Consider the following 15,763-nt stretch of genomic DNA (forward strand, 5'->3'; position numbering starts at 1 on the left):
CCGGGCCGCATGACCGCCGCCCTGGCGGGCCTGAGCTTCCTGGGCCTGACGCTGCTGCTGGGCGGCGCGCTCACGCGGCGCTGGCTGACGCCCGGCACCCCGCCGGTGTGGCTGCCCGGCGTGGGCCTGACGCTGCTCGTTCTCGGCTGGGGCGGTCAGGTGACCCTGACCCTGAGTGCCCTGGGGTTGACCGCGCCAGGGGACGTCCTGGCGTACCTGACGGCCACCGGCACCGGCCGGGCCATGCTCACCGGCGTGATGGGCGGCCTGGTGCTGCTGGCGGGTACCCTGTCCCGCTGGCCGTGGGGGCTGAACCTGGCGGCGGCGCTGGTCACCGCCTGGGGCGTGGCCGGGGTCGGGCACGGCGCCGGTCACGGGCTGTGGGTGCGTGGCCTGCACGCCGCTCATGTGGGCGCCATGGCCGTCTGGACCGGCGGGGTGCTGGCCCTGATCTGCACCCGGCCCCTGACCCCGGAACACGCCCGCCGGTTCACGCCGGCGGCGCTGGGCAGCGTGGCGGTCCTGGCGGCCACGGGCCTGCTGATGTCCGGGCAGCACCTCACGACCGTGGCGCAGTGGACGGGCAGCGGCTACGGGCAGACCCTGCTGGTCAAGCTGACGCTGGTGGCCCTCACCCTGGGCGCAGCAGTGTTCGTCCGCCGGGCCTTCGCGCGCCGCGTTCCCCCACGCGGCGCGCTCGCGCGCGAGGCGCTGCTCCTCGCGGCGGTCCTGGGCGCCACGGGTGTGCTGTCGACCCGGCCGCCGCCCCAGAACGCGAATCACCCCGCGCACGCAGGAACCGGTCAGCTTCCCTAATCGCCGGCGGAGCCGCGCCCCTGGGCCTTGTTGTGGTACATCGCCGCGTCCGCCCGGGCGAGGGCGGCCGCAAGCAGGTCGGCTGGCCCGACGCGGGTCCACCCGAAGCTCACGCCGAACCCCAGCCGCCCGGTCCGCTCACTGAGGGCTGCCGTGAGCTGCTCGAGCTGCTGCGAGATCTGCGTGGGCGCGCCGGTCAGCAGCATGGTGAACTCGTCACCGCCGGTGCGGCCCACCAGGTCTCCCGGGTGGGCCACCTGTTCGAGCAGCCGGCTCAGGGAGACGAGGTGGTCGTCGCCGGCGGTGTGCCCGAACCGGTCATTGATCGTCTTGAACTCGTCGATGTCCAGCACCAGCAGCCGCCCGGCGCCGGGCTGGGCCCGGGCCGCCCACCGGGTGAAGGCCTGCTCCATTCCGCGGCGGTTCAGGGTGGACGTCAGGGCGTCCGTGTGCGCGAGGGTGTTCAGTTCGTCATGCAGGCGCCGCATCTCCACGCGGCGCCGGTCGTCGTGCAGCAGCCAGAACGTGAACGTGCCGCCCACCGAGAGCAGCAGCACCGCCACGAACATCAGGATGTTGGGCAGCGTGAAGGCGAACACCTCCGCGGCCTGCACGCCGGGCCGGAAGGTGAACAGGCGGGGCAGGGTCAGGGTGACCACCAGCAGCAGCAGGCCGAGGTTGAGGCGGTACCCGGCCCTCAATTCCGGCTGGCGGCGCATCTGCGACAGGATCAGGCCGACGAAGCTCACCGTGGTCAGGGCCACGAAGGCGTTGATGAGCAGGGTGCGCGCCATGATCTGGTCGCTGACGACGGTGAGCAGGAACAACGCCGCGATCACGAGCGGGACGCTCCCCCGGTACACCCGGCGCAGGCCCTGAGCGCCGCCCTGCCCGGCGAAGCGGTGAAACGCCTCGACGAACAGGGCGGCGCCGACGATCACCAGGGCGTTGCCCAGCAGGACCGAAAGCGTCACGAGTTCCGGGGGCCGGTACGTGCCGATCAGCATGCCCAGCACCAGCAGGGTGTGGCCCGCGGCCCAGCCCCGCCAGCCCGGGTACGACGGGCGCCACCAGGCGACCAGCAGCGTCAGGCTGGAGACCAGCAGCACCGTTCCGCAGACGCTGGCGGCCAGGAAGGCGAGGAGGTGGGTGGGGTGCGGGATCGGGGGCATCTGGAAGTCCGGGGGCCCGGAATGGTTGGGTCCGCCTGGACCCCATCACAGCAGGCGGGTCGTCACGGCGCTCTGACGGGCAGCGGCATGAAGCGGCCGGGGCCGTCAGGGCCGGGCGGTGATACCGGACCAGGCCGACGCTTTCGGTCCCAATGCGCTTGGCCGAACCGGGCGGCCTCCTGCAGCTCGCGCCATTCAATCACCCCGGGCCGCGGCGGCAGGCGGCCCGCGCTCGCGGATCAGTTCGAGTGGCATGTCGAGTCGCCGGAGCACGCTGATCAGCCGGGCGCGGGGCACCTGCCGTGGTGGGCGTCACGAGCCCGGGGGCGCCGTGTCGCCTCCGTGCCATGGGCTCGGGCCCTTTCTCCGAAGGTGAAGGGGGCTGGAGCGGAAAGACCCACCCGTGCAGTGTGGGCGTTGCCATGGCAGCAAGGGCAAGCGCTGGGAACCTGGGTGGCAGGTGCAATTCCTACCATTATGTTGTAGACTAAATGGAGAGGAGAATTACGAATCAGGGGCTCAGTCCAGCCCTTCCGGTCACCGCCCATTCCCCGGCACCGCTCTTCGCGGATGGCCGGCCGGGGCGTTGCGCGCCCACGCCACTCACATTCCCGAAGGAGCCGCATGTCCTTTCAAGCGTACCTGACCGCCGCCCAGGCCAAAACCGGGAAGACCATCGACGACTTCAGAACCCTCGCCGGCGAGAAGGGCCTGAGCCGGCACGGCGAAGTCGTGGCCTGGCTCAAGGAGGACTTCAAACTGGGCCACGGGCACGCCACGGCCGTCGCCACCACCCTGCTCAACCCTGAACGCTTCGACGCCCCGGCCGAGACCCGCATCCAGGCGCTCTTCACCGGCAACAAAGCCCAGTGGACGCCCCTGTACGAGCACCTCGTGAGCCTGGCGCAGTCGCTCGGGGAAGGCGTGCAGGTCTCCCCCACCGACACCTACGTCAGCCTGACCTGCCGCGGCCGCAAATTCGCGGTTATCCAGCCCGGCGCGTCCCGGCTCGACCTCGGGCTCAAACGGCCGGGCGCCGAGACCACCGCGCGTTTCGAAGCGGCCGGTTCCTGGAACAGCATGGTCACCCACCGCGTGAAGCTCACCGGTCCCGCCCAGGTCGACGACGACGTCAGGGACTGGCTGAGTGCCGCCCTGCACGGCGCCTGACGTTCCCGCTCCCCGCCTGAAGGAGGTCTCCCATGTCTGCTGCCGCTCCCGTGGCCCCGCGCGACCGCGCGGTCATCCTGATCCTGCTGATCGCCACGTTCGTGGTCATCCTCAACGAGACGATCATGAACGTCGCCCTGCCCCGCCTGATGACCGACCTGCGCATCGGGGCGAGCACCGCGCAGTGGCTCTCCACCGCGTTCATGCTCACGATGGCCGTGGTGATTCCCGTCACCGGCTACCTGCTGCAGCGCCTCAGCACCCGCACGGTGTTCCTCACCGCAATGATCCTGTTCTGCCTGGGCACCCTGCTGGCCGCCCTCGCCCCCGGGTTCGGGGTGCTGCTGATCGCGCGCATCGTGCAGGCGTGCGGCACCGCCATCATGCTCCCCCTGCTGATGACGACCGTGCTGACCCTGGTCCCCGAACAGGGCCGGGGCGCGGTGATGGGGCAGATCAGCATCGTCATCTCCGTCGCCCCGGCCCTCGGCCCGACCATTTCCGGCCTGATCCTCCAGGCGCTGTCGTGGCGCTTCATGTTCCTGTTCGTGCTGCCCATCGCCCTGGCCGCGCTGGCGTATGGGGCGCGCATGCTCGGCAACGTCGGCACCCCGCGCCGGCTCACGCTGGACCTGCTTTCCGTGCCGCTGTCGGCCGTGGGCTTCGGCGGGCTGGTGTACGCCCTGAGCCGCTTCGGGGAGACCCCGGGCGGGCTGGCCAACCCGGCCGTCAGCGTGCCTCTGCTGGTGGGAGCCGCGTCACTCACGGCCTTCCTGTGGCGCCAGGTGATGCTGGGCCGCCGGGGGGAACCCCTGCTGGACCTGCGGGCCTTCCGCTTCCCCATGTTCACGCTCGGGGTGGGGCTGATGGTGATCGCGATGATGGCGCTGTTCGGCGGGGCGATCCTGCTGCCCCTGTACCTGCAGAATCTCCGCGGCCTGAGCACCCTGCAGACCGGCCTGCTGCTGCTGCCGGGCGGGCTGCTGATGGGCCTGGTCGCGCCCACCGTCGGCCGCTGGTACGACCAGCTCGGGCCGCGCCCGCTGGTGCTGCCGGGCACGGTGGTGATGACGCTGGTCCTGTTCGCCTTCGGGCAGATCGGCACGTCCACGCCCGTCTGGGTTCTGCTGGCGCTGCACCTCGCCCTGAGCGGCGGACTGGCGCTGCTGTTCACGCCGGTGTTCACGAGCGCCCTGGGACCGCTGCCTCCCGCGCTGTACTCGCACGGCAGCGCGCTGCTGAGCACCCTGCAGCAGGTGGCGGGCGCGGCCGGCACGGCGCTGCTGGTCACCCTGATGGCCGGCCGGGCCAGCACCCGCGCCGCCCAGGGTGTGCCGGCGGTGGACGCGCAGGTGGACGGCCTGCACCTGGCCTTCACGGCGTCCGGGATCATCGCGGCCGTGGCGGTGGGGCTGGCGCTGTTCCTGCGCCGGGCGCCGCAGTCCGGTGAAGCGCACGGCGAAATGGCCGCCGAGCACCCGGCCCTGAGCCCGGGCATGCATTCCTGACCTGCGCCCCTCCGCCACTGTCCTTCAAAGCCGCCTCCGGGCGGCTTTCCGCATGATGCAGGTGACGCGTTGGGCCGCGGGGGCACCCGGACCGCCAGGCATGTCCACCTGGGCGTCCGCCGTGGGCAGCTGAGATTTCCTTCCTCCGCTGTCCATTCGAGATACCGCACTCTTCTGTTGCGCCTTCAGCCTGGATTCTGGTACGTTTGCGGAGCCTGACGCGGAAATCTGGCAATACTTTGGTGGCTCGCGCGAGAACCTGTTTGTCGTGGTTGGGCCTCAGGAGGTGGTATGCGCATCCCGGACTTCCTGCTCAGCCCGCCGCCCGCAGCGCCGTGCCCTTCCGCCTGCCGCGCCCGCTGAGCATCTCTCTCCCTTCCTGGGCATTCCCCGGCTCACCGCCAGGGACGGCCCGGGCCATCCCCATTCACGCCGGCCCTCGTCTGCAGGGGCGCCGGCGACCTCAGGAGTTCCCCATGCATTCGACGATTCCCCCGCCCCACCACCAGGTGATGCCCTCCCGTTCCGGCTTTCAGGCCAGTCAGCCGCACGCCTGCCCCACCCTGGACTTCGCCAAACTCGTGCTCGCGCCCGGTCAGACGCACCAGGGAGAGACGGGAGCGCGCGAGGTCCTGCTGCTGGCGCTGTCCGGCGAGGCGGACGTCACCGTGAACGGGCACGCCTATCCCCGCGTGGGCCAGCGCAGCACGGTGTTCGCCGGTACCCCGCACGGCCTGTACCTCCCGCGCGCCTCGGCGTACTCGGTCACGGCCCGCACGGCGTTCGAGGCGGCGCTGCCCAGCGCCGCGTCCGACCTGGACACCGCCCCCTACGAGATCCACCCGGCGGACCTGCCGACCTACCCGAGCAGCGGCGCGGCGGCCGGCCGCTGGTACCACGAACTGCTGGGCTTCCCCGGACTGGGACCCACCAGCCGGCTGCGGGTGGTCGAGATCCACACCACGCCCGGGCCGTACCGCGTGCCGCTGCCGCCCACCACGGAATTCATGCGGGGCGCGCGGGACACCGGCGAGCAGATGACCTACTTTCGCCTGTCGTCCAGGGGTGGCCGCGGCCTGGCCCGGCATTACAGCGCGCGGTTCGGGCACGGGTACGACGAGCTGTACACCATCTACGACCATTCGCTGCTGACCCTGCCGCACGGCGAGTGCACGTACAGCCTGCCAGCCGGGGTGAGTGCCACGTCCCTGTGGGTGCTCGCGGCGGAGCCGGTCCCCCCGGTCCGCCGTCCCCTGCGGTCCCGCTGGGCGTCCGACAAGGCGCCGGGGCCGCGGTGAGGCTCGGGCCCGGGCAGTCCCTGCTGATCCTGCTGCTCGCGGCCGTCAACCAGGTCAGTGTCCTGATGGTCCTGGACGCCTGGCTGGAGGGCCGCGGCGGGGACGTGCTGTGGGGGCTGGCCGTGTGGGTGGTGGCGTTTCTGGCGCTGGTGCGCGCGGCGCGGACCGGCCCGCGCCAGGGGCTCGACGGTCCTGAACAGCGCTGAGCGGGGCGCCGTCCGGTGGAGTTCGGGGCTGACGTGGACGGAGGGGACCGGTGGTCCTGCCCAGCGGTTGCGCATCGGTACCTGATAACAAATTTCAACTCTGTCCCCGCTTGACAAAAAATATTTTCCTTCTTAAGATCCGGGTACATCAATCGCAACCCCGGGGGACTCCCATGAGTCAGGTGAGAGCACGCACAGCCGTTCCAGCCGGCGCCATCAGCCGCCTTCGCACGCAGGCGCATTCCCTCTCGCCGTCCCTGCAGCAGGTGTCCAACCACATCCTGCGCAACGCCGACACGGTCATCCACCAGACCATCACCGAGATCGCCAACTCCGCCGGTGTGGGCGAGGCGACCATTACCCGCCTGTGCCGCAAACTGGACTTCGCAGGGTTCCACGCCTTCAAGATCGCCCTGGCCGCTGATGTCGCCAGCCGCGAGCCCCGGCCGACCGACACGCCCGGCGACCTCGCCGACCAGACGGCCCGCGTCACCTCCCAGGTCAAACAGACCCTCGACGACACCGCGCAGCTGCTCGACGCCGCCACCATCGACCGGGTCGCCGCCGCCCTCACCCGGGCGCCGCGGGTGGACCTCGCCGGGCAGGGCAACTCCGGGCTGATCGCGCAGCTGTTCTCCCACCGCCTGATGCGCCTGGGCATCACCGCCGTGGCCTACACCGATCCTCACCTCGCGGCCGTGAGCGCCTCCACCCTGCCCAAGGGCAGCGTCGTCATCGGCCTGAGCAGTTCGGGCAGCACCATCGACACCGTCCAGCACCTGCGCCTCGCGCAGTCCCACGGCCACTACACCGTCGCGGTCACGCACCGCGCCAGTTCGCCCATCACCCGTTACGCCAGCACCGTGCTCTTCACGTCCACCCAGGAGGAACCCCTGACCGATGCCGTGCTCGACACCGTGAGTTCACAGATGCTCGTGCTGGAGATGCTGTACGCCGCCGTGCTGGGCCGGCGTCCCGAAGCGGGCGCCATGCTGCGGGTCACTGCCGAAAGCGTCGTGGACAAGAAATACTGAGCCCCTCAGGCCTGGCCTTATTCACCTGCGCGGCAGCCCCTGCCGGGCATAAGGAGACCATTGTATGAGACGCGCCCTGACCACCCTCACCGCCGCCCTCGGGATCGCCACGCTCTCCTCCGCCGCCCAGGCGCAGACCACCGTCACCTTCTGGACGTGGTACCTCAGCCCCAAGTTCGACGACTACATCAAGACCACCATCGCCGCCTTCGAGAAGGCCAACCCCGGCATCAAGGTGCAGTGGTTCGACAAGCAGGACAGCATGGTGCAGGACTTCCTGGCCGCCGTGAACCTCGGCAACGCCCCGGACGTCATCAACCTGAACATCGACGAAACGCAGAAAGCCGCGCAGAACGGGTTCCTGCGCGCCGCTTCGGACCTCAGCGGCCGCACGTACCTCACCAGCACCTACTACCCGCAGAGCATCACGAACTTCAGTTACCAGGGCAAGACCTACGGGTACCCCTGGTACGGCTGGCTGAACGAGGGCGTGCTGCTGTACAACCCGGACCTGTACCAGAAAGCCGGCCTGACGCGCGCGCCGCGCAGCCTCACGGAGATGTTCACGTACGCCCGCACCGTGAAGGACAAGACCGGCGCGTACGGCTGGGTGCCGGCCATGAAGGACCCCAACACCGCCTCCTTCCTCGGGTACTTCCACGCCGAGGGCCTCCCCATCTACGCCGCGGACGGCAAGGCGGCCTTCAACACCGCCGCGCACGCCGCCCTGCTGCAGAAGTTCGTGGACCTGTACAAGGGCGGGTACGTGCCCGAGGACGTCGTGCGCCGCGAGGCCTTCCAGATCGCCACGGAACTGTACGCGCAAAACCGCCTGGCGATGATCATCGGTGGCCCGCAGGCGCTCACCCGCCTCAAGGACACCAACCCCGGCCTGTACGCCAAGACCGTCGTGACCGAAGCGCCGCTCGGCAAGGCGAACGTGCAGACGGGCGGCGGCATGGACCTGGTGGTGCCGGCGGCCAGCAAGCACCCGCAGGAAGCCGCGAAGCTCGCTGCGTTCTTCACGAACAACGCCAACCAGCTGGCCTTTGCGAAAGTGGTGCCGATCGTGCCCACCACCCTGGGGTCACGCAACGCGGCGCAGTTCAAAACCACGGGGAACGACCCGGTGGCCCGCGCGACCGCGCTGGTCGGCAGTTCGGGCCGGTTCATCAACCCCGGCTTCCGCGCGCCGAAGAACTCCGACGACCTGTACAAGAACTTCAACGACAACATCGAAGCGGCCCTGAGGGGCAAGAAGACCGCACAGGTCGCGCTGAACGACGCCGTGAAGTACTGGAACGCCAACATGAAGTAAGCCGGCCGGGGTGAGGGGGCCGGGCCGCGCGGCCTGGCCCCCCCGCCGCCCGCGCCCCTTTCACAAAGGACCCCGAACCGATGCGACTGCGACTCCGATGGTCTGACACCCTGCTCTCGTACGCGTTCCTGGCGCCCGCGCTGCTGCTGCTGGCCGTCTTCACGTTCTACCCGCTGCTGTACGGCACGTACCTGGGCTTCACCACCTACGACGGCGCGCGCTTCGCCCGCGGCCTGGGCCCGGAGTGGACCGGCCTGGAGAATTTCCGCACTCTCGCCAATGATCCGCTGTTCGTGCAGTCGCTCGTCAACAGCGTGAAGTACCTGCTCGTCGTGCCGGTTTTGCAGGTTGCCTCGCTGGGCGTGGCGGTGCTCGTCAACCAGCAGTTGCCGGGCATGGCGTTTTTCCGCGCGGCGTACTACGTGCCGGTCGTCACCTCGGTGTCGCTGGCCGCGGTGATGTGGGAGTGGGTCTTTCACAGGGAAGGCACCCTCAACTGGATCCTCACCGCGCTGCACCTCACCACCAAGGAGCAGGCCTTCGGCTGGCTGAACAGCGAACAGTGGGCTTTTTTTGCCGTGATGCTGGTGACCTTCTGGCGGGGTTTTGGGTACTACATGGTGCTGTACCTCGCGGGCCTGCAGAACATTCCCAGTGAACTGGAGGAAGCCGCCATCCTCGACGGCGCGAACGCCTGGCAGCGCTTCTGGCAGGTCACGGTGCCGCTGATGCGGCCCACCATCCTGCTGTGCGCCCTGCTGTCCACCATCGCCGCCCTGAAGGTGCTCGAGGAGGTGCTGGTCCTCACGAACGGCGGGCCGCTGAACTCCACCTACACCGCCCTGATGTACGTGTACGCCAAAGCCTTCCAGGGCTTCGAGTTCAACTACGGCCTGGCCAGCGCCGCGGGGCTGGTGGTGGCCGCCGTGGGCCTGCTTCTGTCCGCCCTGAATTTCCGGCTGCTGCGCAGTGACGCCGGGGGACCCGAATGAGCGCCGTCACCGTCAAGGGCAGCCGGGAGACGCGGGCGGTCACGCGCCGCTGGGCGCCGGCCCGGGCGGTGAGCGTCGCCCTGCGCTACGCGGCGCTGATCGCCGTGCTGGGCTTCGCGGTGTTCCCGTTCGTGTGGACGCTCGCCATCGCCCTGACCGACAAGACCCGGGGGGGCTCGATCTACGACTTCCCGGCCAGCCTGCTGCCCAAGGGCGTGACCTTCGCCAACTTCGTGTCGGTGTACCAGACCTTCCAGCTCGGACAGTACCTGTGGAACTCCGTGTCGATCACGCTGATGACCGTGGTGGGCACCCTGGTGATCTCCGCGCTGGCCGCCTACCCGCTGGCCCGCTTCCGCTTCCCAGGCCGGAACCTGATCTTCGGGGCGATCGTGGCCACGCTGGTCCTGCCGTCCGAAACGAACTTCATCGTCAACACCCTCACCCTCAAGCACCTGAACCTGCTGGGCACGCACCTGGGCGTGGTGATTCCCACGGTCGCCGGCGCCTTCGGGATCTTCCTGATGCGCCAGGCGTTCCTGAGCGTCCCCACCGCACTGGTCGAGGCGGCCCGCATCGACGGAGCGGGCGAACTGACCATCCTCACCCGCATCATGCTGCCGCTCACGCGGCCCAGCCTGACCGCGCTGGGCATCTTCACGCTGGTCACCACCTGGAACGCCTACTTCTGGCCGATGGTGGTGCTGTCCGCCGCGCCGGACAAGGTGCCCCTGAGCGTGGCCGTGCTCAAGCTCAAGGGGCAGTTCAACTACGACCCGTTCAACATCGCGGCCGGAGCGGTGATCATGATGCTGCCGGTACTGCTGATCTTCCTCGCCGCGCAGCGGCAGTTCATGCGGGGCATGGAAGGGGCGGTGAAGTGACCGCCTCACCGGGCGCGCTGCACGAAGCCCGCGAGGCCGCCGCGGTGGTGCGGCGCCAGGCCGCGCAGCAGGCCGAGGTGAACGAGGTCGCCCGGCTGCTGCGCACCTACCGGCCCCGTTTCGTGGTCATGCTCGCCGACGGGCTGGCCGAGTGCGCCGCCGCCACGCTGCGCTACGCGCTGGAGGCGCACCTGCGCCTGCCGGTGGTGAGTGCCCCGCCCGGCGGGGACGCCCGGGGTGTGCTGGTGCTCGTCCTCAGCCCGTCCGGCGACGCCCCGGACCTCCTGGGCACGGTCGGGCAGGCCCGCGGGGCCGGGGCACTCACCTGCGCCCTGGTCGGTGACGCGGGCAGCCCGGTGGCGCGCGGCGCGGAACTGCTCCTGACCCTCGGGGCCGCCCACCGCCCCGGCGAAGGCCACCTGGCCACCCTGACGCTGGGTGCGCGGCTGCTGCAGGCCTGGCAGGCCGACCCCGGCCTCGCCGACGCGCTCGAGGTCCTCCCGGACGCGCTCGCCCGGGTGGCCGGGCACGAAGCGGCCGTGGCGGCCATGGCCACGGCCCTGAGCCGCGCAGTGCGGGCGCAGGTGCTCGGCCTGGGCATGCATGCCGGGGTGGCGGCGCACACGGCCCGGCAGCTGCAAAGCGCAGCCGGTCTCCCCGCTCAGGCCGTGGGCGCACCGGACCCGGAACCCCACGCCGGCACGCTCATGCTGGGCTTTCAGGCGCGGGACGGTACCGCGCCCTTCACGGCCGCGACGCTGCGCGGCCAGCTTGATCAGGGCGCGCCGCTGCTGCTCATCGGAGACGACCTGCCCGGCCGGCCCGCGCACCTGCCCACGCCGCCCACCGGCCACGCCCTGACCGACGCGGCCGTCTCCGCCGCCGGCGCGCACCTGCTGATCGCGCACGCGGCCCGCCCACCGTCCACCTCCGCCCATCCGCACTGACCCGCCAGGAGCTGCCCCCTGCCATGCACCCCACCCGCACCCTGATCGTCGACCTGCCCGGCCCGGACCTGGGCGCCGAGGACGCCCGGCAACTCAAGCGCCTGGGTGCCGGAGGCGTCTGCCTCTTCGCGCGGAACGTCACCACGCCGGACCGCACGGCCCGCCTGATCCGCGACCTGCGTGACGCCCTGGGTCACGACGCGCTGGTCGGCGTGGACCAGGAGGGCGGCGCGGTACTGCGCCGCCTGGACGTGCCGCTGCCGCCCACCCCGCAGGCGCTGGGCGTGCTGGACGACCCCCGCGCCGCCCACCGCGCCGGGCAGATCGCGGCGCGCGGCCTGATCGAACTGGGCATCAACTGGAATTTCGCGCCCAGCCTGGACGTGAACGTCGACCCGCTCAACCCGGTGATCGGCGAGCGGTCCTTCGGGACGGACCCGGAGCGGGTGGCGGCGCTGGGCACCGCCTGGGCGCAGGGCAGCGAGGCGGCCGGGGTGCTGGGCTGCGTCAAGCACTTCCCGGGTCACGGGGACACGCGGGTGGACAGTCACCTCGACCTGCCGGTGGTGCGCAAGGCGCCCGCTGAGCTGGAACGCACCGAGTGGCCTCCCTTCCAGGCGGCGGTCCGCGCCGGGGTGGGCAGCCTGATGACGGCCCACATCCTCTACCCCGCGCTGGACCCGGAGGCGCCCGCCACGCTGTCCGGCCCGGTTCTGAGCGGCCTGCTGAGAGGGCAGTGGGGGTACGACGGGGTGGTGGTGACCGACGACGTCGGCATGCGAGCCATCGCGGACCGCCACCCGGCCTTCAGCGCTGCGCCGCTGGCCCTGCAGGCCGGCGCGGACGCCGTGCTCGTGTGCGGGCACGGGGATCCCGGCGCACACGAGCAGGCCGCGCGCGCCCTGGACCTGGCCCTGAGCCGCGCCGCGCTTACCGAGGCGCGGGTCGCGCAGGCACTCGCCCGGTTGTCACGCGCCGCCGCGCGCTTCCCGGGGACGCCCCGCCCGTACCTGCCCGGGCAGTGGGACGCCGACGAGCAGGACGTGGCTTGGATGGCGGAGGCATCCCTCACCTGGACGGCCGCGCCACTGACGCTCGACCCGGGCCGGGAGGTGCTGCTGCTCGCTCCGGACACGGCACCGCTGGGCGGACCGTACGGGGACGCCCTGAGCGGGGAGGCGCTGGCGGCCGCCCTGCGGGCGCACCTGCCGCGCCTGCACCGGGTCAGCCTGCACGACGAAAGCGGTGTGCGGCAGGCTCTCAGGGACCCGGACGTGCCGGTGCTGCTCGCCACCACCGGCCGCTGGGCGGTCCCGGAAGACACGCGCCGGACCGCCGCGCTGCTCGGCGGGCGGCGCGCTCCGGTGCTGCACCTCGCCCTCTGGAGTGCGCAGGCCGCGGTGGACCTGGCCCTGCCGGCCGTGATCACGCACGGCTTCCGCCCGGCGAACCTGAACGCCCTGGGGCGCGCCCTGAGCGGGGTCAGGGCGTGACCGGCGTGGTGGGCGTCGATATCGGCGGCACGAAAACCGCCGTGGGAACGCTCGGGCAGCTGTTGGGCGTCTGGCCCACTCCGGACAGCGGCCCGGCCCTCGTCGAACTGATCCAGGCGGCGCTGGAGGGCAGCGGCGCCGCGCTGTCGCGGCTGGGCGTGTGCGTCGCCGGGCGGGTGGACCCGGAACGGGGCACCACGCGCGCCGCGAACCTGCCCTCACTGGTCGGCTTTCCCCTGCGGGACGCCCTGCACGCGGCGCTGCGGGTGCCTGTGACACTCGTGAACGACGCGGACGCCGCCGCCCTGGCCGAGCACCGCGCCGGAAGTGCCCGTGGCGCTCGGGCCAGCGTGTTCGTGACCGTCTCCACCGGCATCGGCGCCGCGTACGTCAGCGGCAGCGGCGCGCTGCGCGGCGCGCACGGGCAGGCCATGGAGCTCGGGCATCTGCCCAGCCCGGGCGCCCACGGGCCCTGCCACTGCGGCCGCCAGGGCTGCCTGGAGCTCGTGGCATCCGGCAGCGCGATCAACCGGGCCTTGCGGGTCAGACTGAACCGGCCCGGCGCCGCGCCAGCCGAACTCGCGGCCCTCGCCGCGGCCGGGGAGCCCGGCGTCCAGGAGGTGCTGCACGCCGCGGGTCACGCGCTGGGCGTGGCGCTGCTCCCGGTGTGCCTGACGCTCGACCCGGACGTGATCGTGATCGGCGGCGGGGCCACCCTGGCCTACGGTGACCGGCTGCTGGACCCGGTTCGCGGGGCGCTGCGGGACGCCCTGCAGCCCTGGCCGGGACCGGACGTGCGGCCCGCCTGCCTGGGCGTGCAGGCCGGGGTGACGGGCGCCGCCCTGGCGGCCATGGACGCGGCGCCCGTCGCGGCCCGCTGAGCCCAGGGTCTAGCTCTCTTCGGCCGGCAGGTGCGGGGCGAGCACGAAGCGGTAGATGTACTCCGAGGACGCCTCCATGGGCGGGGCCACTGGGGGAAAGTGGCGGCGAAGCAGGTCCACCAGGTCCCGCTGGAAGGCCTTGGCTTCCGCGCGGGTCAGGCGGATCACGCCGCCGGAATTCCACACGGCCGGCCGGTCGTCACGCAGCAGGTCCGGGAAGAAGCTGCCGGCCCCGCCGACCGGGAGCGGCACGATGTCCTTGGTCACGCGGCCGGTGTCGGTGCGGTACACGTGCAGTCCCAGTTCGTGGTCGTCACCCGCAGCAGCCTGCCAGGCGGCGCCGACGCTGCGCAGCAGGGCGCCGTGCATCACGCCGAACAGCACGTCGTACAGCGACGCGGCGGCTTCCAGCGGCGTGACGTGAAACGGCACGAACAGGGCCGCGGCCGCGCGGTACGTCTGCGCGGACCGGCCCCGGCGGGCCTGCACGGCGGCCCGCTCGACGAGGCCCAGGCGCTCGAACTGCTGAAGGCGGTACTTCATGGTGTTCAGCGGCACGCCAGCCTCCCGCGCGGCGTCCGCCAGGGACACCTCCGCGCCCATGAAGGGGGCCAGCATGCGCGCCACGCGGGCGTCCAGCACGAGGCGGGCCGCGTCCGGGTCGGTCACGACCGTGGGCGGCGCACCGGTGGTGCGAACGGGAGGTGTCATTCGTCTTCAGGGTACTGGCAGGCTGCCGGCATGAACAGTCTGCTGTGGCGCGGCGAGTTCGCGCGGTTGTGGTGGGGGGGCCTGATCAACGCGATCGGCACCTGGATGACAGGCGCGGCCCTGCCCGTCTACGTGTACACGACCACGGAGTCCGTGCCGGCCGCGGGCGCGATGGCGCTGGCCGCCACGCTGCCGGGCGTGCTGCTGGGCTCCAGTGCCGGCGTGATCGCCGACCGGTTCGACCGGCGCGCGGTGCTGGTCGTCACGAACCTGCTGGCGGCCCTGAGTCTGCTGCCGCTGCTGTTCGTGGGGACTCAGGGGTTGTGGGTGGTGTACCTCTCGGCGGTCCTCAAGGCGCTGGTGACGCTCCCGACCGGCCCGGCGCGCTCGGCGCTGCTGCCGGCGCTGGTGCCCGAAGCGCAGCTCGCGCAGGCCAACGCCCTGAACGCGCTGAACAACAACCTCGCACGGCTCGTCGGGCCGGCCCTGGGCGGCCTGATCTTCGCGGCGGCCGACCTGTCCAGCGTGGTCGTGCTGGACCTCGTGACCTACCTGGTGGCGGCCGCCTTCATCGCCTCCCTGACGCCGCATCCCGTTGCGGCCGGACCGCGCGAGGCGGTCCGCGCCGCCCTCACGGCCGGCTGGCGGGCGGTCCGGGTGTCGCCGGCCCTGCTGACCCTGGTGCTGTACCTGGCGGTCACGTCGATCGGCGAGGGGGTGTTCGGGGTGCTGCTCGCGCCGTTCGTGACGCACGTGCTCGGCGGGGACGCCCTCGCGTTCGGCTGGGTGCTGAGCGCGCAGGCGATCGGCGGGGTGGTGGGGGGCGCCCTGGTCGCCCGGCACGCCGGGCGCGTCGCGCCGCTGCGGCTGTGGGTGTTCGGCGCGGCCGGGCTGGGCCTGGCGGACCTGGCGATCTTCCTGTACCCGCTGGCGTGGCCGGGGGTCGGGCCGGCGCTGGCGCTGATGGTGCTGGCCGGGGTGCCGGCCAGCGCGGCCGGGGCGGGCTGGATGACGCTGGCGCAGCACTTCACGGACGACGCGGTGCGTGGCCGGGTGTTCGGGCTGGCGGGGCAGCTGTCCGGCGTGGGGTTGCTGCTGGGCCTGGGGCTCGCCACGCTGGCGGGGCAGGCGGCGCCGATCACCGCGCTGCTGTGCGTGCACAGCGCGCTGCTGATGCTGGGCGGCCTGGGCGCGTGGGTGGTGTGGCGGTCCCGGCAGCTCGACCGCCTGCCGGCGGGCGCGGCGCCCGCCACGGCGGCCTGACGCCTCCTGGCCCGGCGCTCTCACCAAGGCACCCACATTCCGTCACATCCAGAATTCATTTATGGGTTAA

Annotated in this window: 15 protein-coding genes; 13 read left to right on the forward strand and 2 right to left on the reverse strand. The window is 71.9% G+C overall.

Annotated elements, in window-relative coordinates:
- Nucleotides 1-9: 9 nt before the first annotated feature.
- The gene (locus DFI_RS15190) at nt 10-816 is read left to right on the forward strand and encodes a CopD family protein (RefSeq protein ID WP_027463732.1); all 807 of its coding nucleotides are present in this window, start codon (nt 10-12) and stop codon (nt 814-816) included.
- Here DFI_RS15190 and DFI_RS15195 read toward each other — a convergent pair.
- On the reverse strand, nt 813-1,988 hold the full coding sequence (locus tag DFI_RS15195) for a GGDEF domain-containing protein (protein WP_051308095.1): 1,176 nt from the start codon (nt 1,986-1,988) through the stop codon (nt 813-815). The genes DFI_RS15190 and DFI_RS15195 overlap by 4 nt on opposite strands.
- 624 nt (nt 1,989-2,612) lie before the next feature.
- On the opposite strand from DFI_RS15195, the gene DFI_RS15200 reads away from it, so the two are divergent.
- The 11 genes from DFI_RS15200 to DFI_RS15250 all read left to right on the forward strand — a co-directional run bounded on the left by DFI_RS15200 (nt 2,613) and on the right by DFI_RS15250 (nt 13,719).
- Complete coding sequence (locus DFI_RS15200; protein WP_051308092.1) at nt 2,613-3,158, forward strand: DUF4287 domain-containing protein; 546 nt, start codon at nt 2,613-2,615, stop codon at nt 3,156-3,158.
- A gap of 32 nt (nt 3,159-3,190) precedes the next feature.
- Nucleotides 3,191-4,666 carry an MDR family MFS transporter gene (locus DFI_RS15205; protein WP_027463730.1) on the forward strand — a complete coding sequence of 492 codons (1,476 nt, stop codon included), beginning with the start codon at nt 3,191-3,193 and terminating at the stop codon, nt 4,664-4,666.
- Nucleotides 4,667-5,142: 476 nt separating this feature from the next.
- Nucleotides 5,143-5,964: a 5-deoxy-glucuronate isomerase gene (locus DFI_RS15210; protein ID WP_081425930.1), complete on the forward strand. Its 822-nt coding sequence runs from the start codon at nt 5,143-5,145 to the stop codon at nt 5,962-5,964.
- On the forward strand, nt 5,961-6,170 hold the full coding sequence (locus DFI_RS15215; protein WP_027463729.1) for a hypothetical protein: 210 nt from the start codon (nt 5,961-5,963) through the stop codon (nt 6,168-6,170). The genes DFI_RS15210 and DFI_RS15215 overlap by 4 nt, the downstream gene beginning before the upstream one ends.
- Before the next feature lie 173 nt (nt 6,171-6,343).
- Entirely contained in the window at nt 6,344-7,204 is an 861-nt protein-coding gene (locus DFI_RS15220; protein ID WP_022802647.1) for a MurR/RpiR family transcriptional regulator, read from the forward strand.
- Nucleotides 7,205-7,268: 64 nt separating this feature from the next.
- On the forward strand, nt 7,269-8,522 hold the full coding sequence (locus tag DFI_RS15225) for an ABC transporter substrate-binding protein (protein ID WP_027463728.1): 1,254 nt from the start codon (nt 7,269-7,271) through the stop codon (nt 8,520-8,522).
- 80 nt (nt 8,523-8,602) lie between these two features.
- The gene (locus tag DFI_RS15230; RefSeq protein WP_043778971.1) at nt 8,603-9,514 is read left to right on the forward strand and encodes a carbohydrate ABC transporter permease; all 912 of its coding nucleotides are present in this window, start codon (nt 8,603-8,605) and stop codon (nt 9,512-9,514) included.
- Nucleotides 9,511-10,398 carry a carbohydrate ABC transporter permease gene (locus tag DFI_RS15235; RefSeq protein ID WP_022802644.1) on the forward strand — a complete coding sequence of 296 codons (888 nt, stop codon included), beginning with the start codon at nt 9,511-9,513 and terminating at the stop codon, nt 10,396-10,398. The genes DFI_RS15230 and DFI_RS15235 overlap by 4 nt, the downstream gene beginning before the upstream one ends.
- Nucleotides 10,395-11,345 (forward strand): SIS domain-containing protein, encoded by a 951-nt coding sequence (locus tag DFI_RS15240; RefSeq protein ID WP_027463726.1) that lies wholly within the window; start codon nt 10,395-10,397, stop codon nt 11,343-11,345. Before DFI_RS15235 ends, DFI_RS15240 begins: the two co-directional genes overlap by 4 nt.
- Nucleotides 11,346-11,368: 23 nt before the next feature.
- A complete protein-coding gene (gene nagZ / locus DFI_RS15245; RefSeq protein ID WP_022802642.1) occupies nt 11,369-12,838 on the forward strand; it encodes a beta-N-acetylhexosaminidase in 1,470 nt (489 codons plus the stop codon).
- Nucleotides 12,835-13,719 (forward strand): ROK family protein, encoded by an 885-nt coding sequence (locus DFI_RS15250; protein ID WP_027463725.1) that lies wholly within the window; start codon nt 12,835-12,837, stop codon nt 13,717-13,719. The genes nagZ and DFI_RS15250 overlap by 4 nt, the downstream gene beginning before the upstream one ends.
- A gap of 9 nt (nt 13,720-13,728) precedes the next feature.
- Here DFI_RS15250 and DFI_RS15255 read toward each other — a convergent pair whose 3' ends face one another.
- Nucleotides 13,729-14,430, reverse strand: coding sequence for a helix-turn-helix domain-containing protein (locus DFI_RS15255; protein WP_022802640.1), 702 nt, complete (start codon nt 14,428-14,430; stop codon nt 13,729-13,731).
- A gap of 30 nt (nt 14,431-14,460) precedes the next feature.
- On the opposite strand from DFI_RS15255, the gene DFI_RS15260 reads away from it, so the two are divergent.
- Nucleotides 14,461-15,693, forward strand: coding sequence for an MFS transporter (locus DFI_RS15260; RefSeq protein WP_043778966.1), 1,233 nt, complete (start codon nt 14,461-14,463; stop codon nt 15,691-15,693).
- Nucleotides 15,694-15,763: the final 70 nt, after the last annotated feature.

It is taken from the genome of Deinococcus ficus, from assembly GCF_003444775.1.
Taxonomy (GTDB): Bacteria; Deinococcota; Deinococci; order Deinococcales; family Deinococcaceae; genus Deinococcus; species Deinococcus ficus.

What these genes read in the sequence shown, in the direction of transcription:
- DFI_RS15190 (WP_027463732.1), top strand. Translation starts at nt 10, where the DNA reads ATGACCGCCGCCCTGGCGGGCCTGAGCTTCCTGGGCCTGACGCTGCTG.
- DFI_RS15195 (WP_051308095.1), bottom strand. Translation starts at nt 1,988, where the DNA reads ATGCCCCCGATCCCGCACCCCACCCACCTCCTCGCCTTCCTGGCCGCC.
- DFI_RS15200 (WP_051308092.1), top strand. Translation starts at nt 2,613, where the DNA reads ATGTCCTTTCAAGCGTACCTGACCGCCGCCCAGGCCAAAACCGGGAAG.
- DFI_RS15205 (WP_027463730.1), top strand. Translation starts at nt 3,191, where the DNA reads ATGTCTGCTGCCGCTCCCGTGGCCCCGCGCGACCGCGCGGTCATCCTG.
- DFI_RS15210 (WP_081425930.1), top strand. Translation starts at nt 5,143, where the DNA reads ATGCATTCGACGATTCCCCCGCCCCACCACCAGGTGATGCCCTCCCGT.
- DFI_RS15220 (WP_022802647.1), top strand. Translation starts at nt 6,344, where the DNA reads ATGAGTCAGGTGAGAGCACGCACAGCCGTTCCAGCCGGCGCCATCAGC.
- DFI_RS15225 (WP_027463728.1), top strand. Translation starts at nt 7,269, where the DNA reads ATGAGACGCGCCCTGACCACCCTCACCGCCGCCCTCGGGATCGCCACG.
- DFI_RS15230 (WP_043778971.1), top strand. Translation starts at nt 8,603, where the DNA reads ATGCGACTGCGACTCCGATGGTCTGACACCCTGCTCTCGTACGCGTTC.
- DFI_RS15235 (WP_022802644.1), top strand. Translation starts at nt 9,511, where the DNA reads ATGAGCGCCGTCACCGTCAAGGGCAGCCGGGAGACGCGGGCGGTCACG.
- nagZ (WP_022802642.1), top strand. Translation starts at nt 11,369, where the DNA reads ATGCACCCCACCCGCACCCTGATCGTCGACCTGCCCGGCCCGGACCTG.
- DFI_RS15255 (WP_022802640.1), bottom strand. Translation starts at nt 14,430, where the DNA reads ATGACACCTCCCGTTCGCACCACCGGTGCGCCGCCCACGGTCGTGACC.
- DFI_RS15260 (WP_043778966.1), top strand. Translation starts at nt 14,461, where the DNA reads ATGAACAGTCTGCTGTGGCGCGGCGAGTTCGCGCGGTTGTGGTGGGGG.